The 5,662-nt window shown below is 43.0% G+C and carries 3 protein-coding genes and 1 pseudogene; 1 reads left to right on the forward strand and 3 read right to left on the reverse strand.

The annotated features are described in order from the left end of the window. Nucleotides 1–798, forward strand: a pseudogene (locus CALSC_RS19225) (hypothetical protein); the annotation flags it as partial. 374 nt (nucleotides 799–1,172) lie between these two features. Here the strand turns inward: CALSC_RS19225 and CALSC_RS19230 are convergent. The 3 genes from CALSC_RS19230 to CALSC_RS19240 all read right to left on the reverse strand — a co-directional run. Next, the gene (locus CALSC_RS19230) at nucleotides 1,173–3,386 is read right to left on the reverse strand and encodes a phosphoketolase family protein (RefSeq protein ID WP_088242900.1); all 2,214 of its coding nucleotides are present in this window, start codon (nucleotides 3,384–3,386) and stop codon (nucleotides 1,173–1,175) included. 392 nt (nucleotides 3,387–3,778) lie between these two features. Then, entirely contained in the window at nucleotides 3,779–4,018 is a 240-nt protein-coding gene (locus CALSC_RS26615; protein WP_088242901.1) for a hypothetical protein, read from the reverse strand. A gap of 311 nt (nucleotides 4,019–4,329) precedes the next feature. Beyond that, nucleotides 4,330–5,662 (reverse strand): FAD-dependent oxidoreductase (locus CALSC_RS19240; protein WP_088242902.1); only part of this gene is annotated, 1,333 nt, incomplete at its 5' end.

The following is a 5,662-nucleotide window of genomic DNA, read 5'->3' on the forward strand; positions in this document are numbered from 1 at the left end:
AGTGCCGCTTTAGGAATTAATGATATCCCTGATAAGTTGGAATACCTGGTGAAAGGGTATCGCAATCCCAAGGACTACTTCAGCTTGTTCCGCAACTCGGAGCTAGTCAACAAAGAATCCCACGTCTGGTTCCGCAACAAGGTAGTTACCTCCTTTGATGACCATGATCAGGTGCGGAAGGGTAATCACAAAGCTCGTTTCTGTGGCGATCCCGACGCGTCGAAAGTCATGCACAATGTATTGGCACTAAATGCCCTCACCCTAGGTATTCCCTGCATCTACTACGGCAGTGAGCAGTGTTTTGACGGCAACGGGGATAATGATCGCTATCTCCGCGAAGCTATGTTTGGCGGTGAATTTGGGGCATTTCGTACCAGGGGCGTGCATTTCTTTAATGAAGACAGTCAGGTCTACCAGGAATTCGCCAAAATCCTGGAAATTCGCCGCAAAAATATTGCCCTGCGTCGGGGTCGTCAATATCTGCGTCAAATTTCAGCCCCTAATGATGGAGTTAACTTTAGAGTGCCAGAGATGATGGGGGGACAAATTCGTTCAGTGGTGCCTTGGTCGCGGATTTTCAGTACCAAGGAAATGCTGCTGGCTATTAACACCGATTATGACCACTCCAGAACTGCCTGGGTGACAATTGACTATGAATTGCATCAACCAGGGGATGTATTGAAGTGCATTTACTCCAAGAATGCAGGGCAGATTGGTCAGTCGGTGACGGTAGAGGCGCGGAATGGGAGAGCGGTGTTGATTACAGTTCCCGCCGCCGGGTTTGTAATTTTTGAGTGAGGTGATTGGTAGCAGTGATCGCTAGACCCGACATAAAAACAAAGGCGATCGCCACAACAACATAGGAGATCAAATTTCTATAGATGGGGCTTTTAGCCCCACTTTTTCCCACTTTTTCCATTCACCCCACATTCCGAAGGTTAATAGGGCACTGTATATTGAGAAGTTCCGAAACTGCTGCCTTACAATTCCTCTAAAACAGCAAAGAGTTGCCACTACTTTAATTAAAAATTAGTTGACGTTTACATTTATATAAGACATAAAAAACAATAATAAAAACCGCAAATCTACAAATAGATACAATAAGATAACATTATTGTCACAGTAAATTTACGGTTATAAATTTATATTTTTCTAACTAATCAATGCGAATCCTAATGCACTAACTCGATCGCTCGTTTTGTCAAAGCTTCCGCAGTTATCCCATTAAACGCCATCAATTCACCCGCACTTGCAGTAGTTTCCCCCCGCTTCCAAGCAAAGGTATCCCGCCTACAATTACTCCGCAACATAATTGGTTCCAACATCGCTGCTGCACCACCAGTTACCCCAATTAAGGCATCACCAGCAAACAATTCAGCGAATTTCTCGTCATCAAGGAAACCACCATCTGGTTCAGAACAAGTATCCCAAGCGGTATCATCGGGACGATACAAACGGCGAGGATTAATCACAGAAACTATTTTCACTCCAATCCCCTCTGTTTCTAAGAAAGCAGCAGTTTCAAATACGGGAATTAATGTCATATCCCCAATTACCGCAAACACTACTTTCTTTCCACCACTAACTTCTTGTAAAGTTACTGCACCATCCCGCAACCCTTTCTGAGTCAAGTTAAAGTTGGTGCGAATTGGTAAGGGTGATTTACTTGCAGTAATTACAATTCCCTTATTCTTAGTTGTCAACGCCCATTCATAACAAACTTGAATACTATTAGCATCGGGGGGGAATAAGGGGAAAACATTCCCATTCCGCATCATCGCTGCAAAATATGCTTCAATTTCTGGGCGTTGGTGAGTCCAACCGTTACGCCCTTGCTCTAATGCCCCGGCAGTATATAAGGTAATGGTAGAAGGGGTAGGACGGCGTAATTCTGCCATTGCTTGGATGACAGTTTGCCAAATGGGTAAACCGTTGATGGCGAAAGATTCATAGGAACACCACAGGGTACGCCCACCCATTAATGACAAGCCAGCAGCTAACCCCGCACAAGCATCTTCGCTCAATGGTTCGTATACCTGTCCGTTTGGTGCTTGGTTATAAATATCATCGGTGGTGGGGTGGATAATCTTCAGTGCTTGGTTAATGTTACCAATACCCGATGCGGCGTTACCATCGGCGTTGGTAACAATGAAGTTACTATCTTTTTGCCCAACTGCGGATACCAATCTTCCCATCTCTGTGGTGGAAATTTTAGGATCACCGCCCACGGTATATTCTGATAAGGGTAATTCCCCTAAATCTGGTAAAGGTAATTCAAATTCTGTGACAACCGTCTTGGCTGCGGAACCACCACCCGCTTGTTCGCAGTTTTTCCGCACTAATTGCCAAGCTGCTTGGGGTAAGGCTCGTTCTTTTAATGCGGCAATGATGTGAGGAGCGTCTAAGGTGTCTTTCGGATACAAATTGTGAGATTTTGCACCAGTAGTGTGAACACCAGACCCTTTGAGTTGTTTGATAATAAATACTGTTAACTTCCCACCAAGGGCGGAACGGGCAGCTTTATCGACCCCAGCAAGCACAGCTTTAGTAAATTCCAGTCGTTTTTCAAAGGAGAAGGCTGTACTGTTTACATAGTCTCCTGGCTGGTTTTGGTCATCAAATTCCTTAGCATCAATTAACACCACCTCCTCAAAACCATTGCCTTGCCAGTATGCTGTCATCTGGGCATTAGTTTTTAGGGAAACCATGCTGTGGTGTTCTTGGCTGTAACCGTTCCACACCAACACAGGTAAGAAATTAGTGGCGTGGGGATAGGCAGTATTAAAGTGTGCCATGGCACTCATAATGTAAGGTTCACCCAAACCACCATCACCCAGGGTGAAGGGGAACAGCTTATCCTTGTGTAACAACGCCGCCGCCATTGCAAAATGTTGTCCTTGTCCTAAGGGACCCGCAGGTGCAAGAATACCAGGGATAAATCCTGAAAGATGTCCTAATAATCCATGACGTTCCCGGAAGCGATCGCGCAATTGTTGTACTGTATCAATACCCATGTCTTCTAGGGAACGATCCAAAAACATGGCACTATAAAATCCAGGGGCGTGGTGTCCCACTTCCGTAATAATATTTTTGTAACCTAGCATAACTAAAGCTGCGTAAGCCTCTGCTTGGCTGGCAAACCCTCCTGGATGTCCCGATGCTTTACTACCAGTAATTTGTAGGGTGAGGTAGCGCAGGGCATCAGCAGTGAGTAAAGTTTGGTATACTGCGGCTGGGTCTGTAGAGTTTGCGATCGCACCTGTAGCTGAATCGATGGCAGATGTAGCACCATATTTGTCAAAGTCTGGTAGAGCTTCTCCGAAATATTGAATCCCTTCACAAAAATTCGGAACTGCGGAAGTTGCCTGTGGGGTTACTGCTGTCATGCTGATTACCTAACTTAATATATGAGGAGCCGCTATCAAAGCTCGTTTAATTTAACAAAGATTTTACAACTTTCAGGTTGTCAAGATTAATTGCAATTTACCATCGTCAGCATAATCAGCTTCAATGACTCAGTAATCTCATCCATTATCTGCAAAGGAATTTTTCTCTGTTAGTGGGTTATATCAAATCCCATAGCATCTGCATGATAAACCCCAGAGCCCCCTTCAATTCAGCAACGCCATTTTTTGCATCCATGTCGGCGTAACACATATCTTGCAATTGACTATTATCCAAGATAAAGAAATACTCGAATCAGTAACTTCAGTTGCCAAAAAAAAGGGAATTTCACCACAAAATTCATGCATTTAATACTTGCAAATTCACTCGAATATTATTTAAAATTAGGTATTTGCCAAAATTGTCCTGAATAATTACCACATGTAGCCATAATCGGTTTATTGTCCTTAGCATCATTAATGATATCCAAACATTTATCACTGCCCGTAAACATGGTTTTGAGGCGATAATTTGTTTGTCCTTGGACAACGTTAGTAGTACTGGCAAAAGCAAGCACAGAAGACGCAACAGCTATACCAAAAGTGAGAATTCTCTTTATAGTTTTGTTGGACATGGTGGTATGATACACTGTTTTAGTTTCAGGGATGAGTTGATTAAAAATTTTACCGCAAACTCAACTGATCTGAATCATAAGTTTTAGATAATTAATGATGAACTGCGATATCTTGGTTATTGGCGCTGGCTCTGTCTCACGAGTTTTCTGTTATGCGATCGCCTTGGCAGCTTCATCGGGCGTTCAAAAAGCTCGGTAGATCAAGTCGTTACTATTGCCTAACACCCAACCCCTTTCATAGGGCTAGCATTGCTCACCCTAAGGTATAGTAAGGTTTACAATGGACAATTCTTGCATATTTATCGCTGACTCTAAGCAATTATTTGACTCTCAAAATTACCTAATTCCTGGGCTTGGGCAATTTTCGTCGCCCCATAGATTTTTGGCAACCTTCCAGTCTCTACGAGAATATTACGCACATTTTTGTTGGAAAAATCGGTCATGTCGAGATTAGCAAATAGTGCCATTCCCGCCGCAATTCCCACTCCTTGTCCTACACCACAATTAAATTCCACAATTCTGCCAGCAGAAGCAGCATAACCCTCAAATCCCGAAGCTGGACTCACAACTGCCAAATTGGGTATGTCTTTAATTAAAGCGTGCTGAATACCAATATTAAATAGGGGTAGGTCGATAGCTGCTAATATAGGAAGACCCTTACTTGCAGCTCTACTATCTAAACCTTCAATGCCACCGCGAATATCAAAGTGATAACCAAAGGTTCCTAATGCCTCATTATTTGGTACGCCACCAGCTAACATTTGTGCCCCGGTTAAAGGATCTACTGCCCCAGTAATATTACCTGCATGACGAATGTATAATTCACTAGCAGGTTTTACATCTGTGGCACCAAGACTTTTAAACCACTGAATAACCCGTTCCATCTCCTGGAGCATTTCTGGGGTTGGTTGGGCTTTTGCCCTAGCTAATGCTTCTGCTTGATCTGCATTAACATCATATAAAAAAGCATTCCAAGATAATCTTCCTCCATCGAGGATGGCGATATTACCATTGTCAAGAATAGCACCACTTTTTTCTAAAGATAAGGGTTTATCCCGAAAGGCTTGGTAGGCAATGGACAAAGCTTTAGAACGCACATCAATATAATCTTGACCTGCATACATTGGTTTGAGATTACCTTGTTCATCCTTGAGGTTATCTCTTAGTTGTTGGGCGATCGCATCATCAGAATCTGCGGCAATATGGAGCCAATGTTGAGCATCTGTGTCTGCTAGGTTTGTAAAACGTTTCAGATATTGATACTCTACATTCTTCAGCCTTTCTATGTCCAAACCTTGGGTTTCAAACACCAAAGTTACGGCAAGTTCTGAGTCTGGTAAGCCAAAAGTTTCAAAGCCTTTGAGTTTTTTGACTCCAGCAGCTTGGGCTAATTCTGCATTCACAGTGCAGTCAATAAATTGCTTGGCTAAATAGGTTTCTTCTCTAACAAGTTTAATTCCACTAATTTTTTGCCCTTGCTTCTGCACCGATTCTATTTCAATATTGCTGAGAATCTCGGCGTGAATTTCACTCAACATTGACCTCAGAGCTGCATCCGCCTTCAAGGGGTCAAGGGCTATTTTATAAACTTCTGACCGTTGTAAAAATTCTTGATAAATAGCTGGGGAATCACCAAAAGTATCT

Source organism: Calothrix rhizosoleniae SC01 (genome assembly GCF_900185595.1).
Lineage (GTDB): Bacteria > Cyanobacteriota > Cyanobacteriia > Cyanobacteriales > Nostocaceae > Calothrix_A > Calothrix_A rhizosoleniae.

Bases quoted from the DNA above. Each gene is read 5' to 3' on its own strand.
- CALSC_RS19230 (WP_088242900.1), bottom strand. From the start codon at position 3,386: ATGACAGCAGTAACCCCACAGGCAACTTCCGCAGTTCCGAATTTTTGT.
- CALSC_RS26615 (WP_088242901.1), bottom strand. From the start codon at position 4,018: ATGTCCAACAAAACTATAAAGAGAATTCTCACTTTTGGTATAGCTGTT.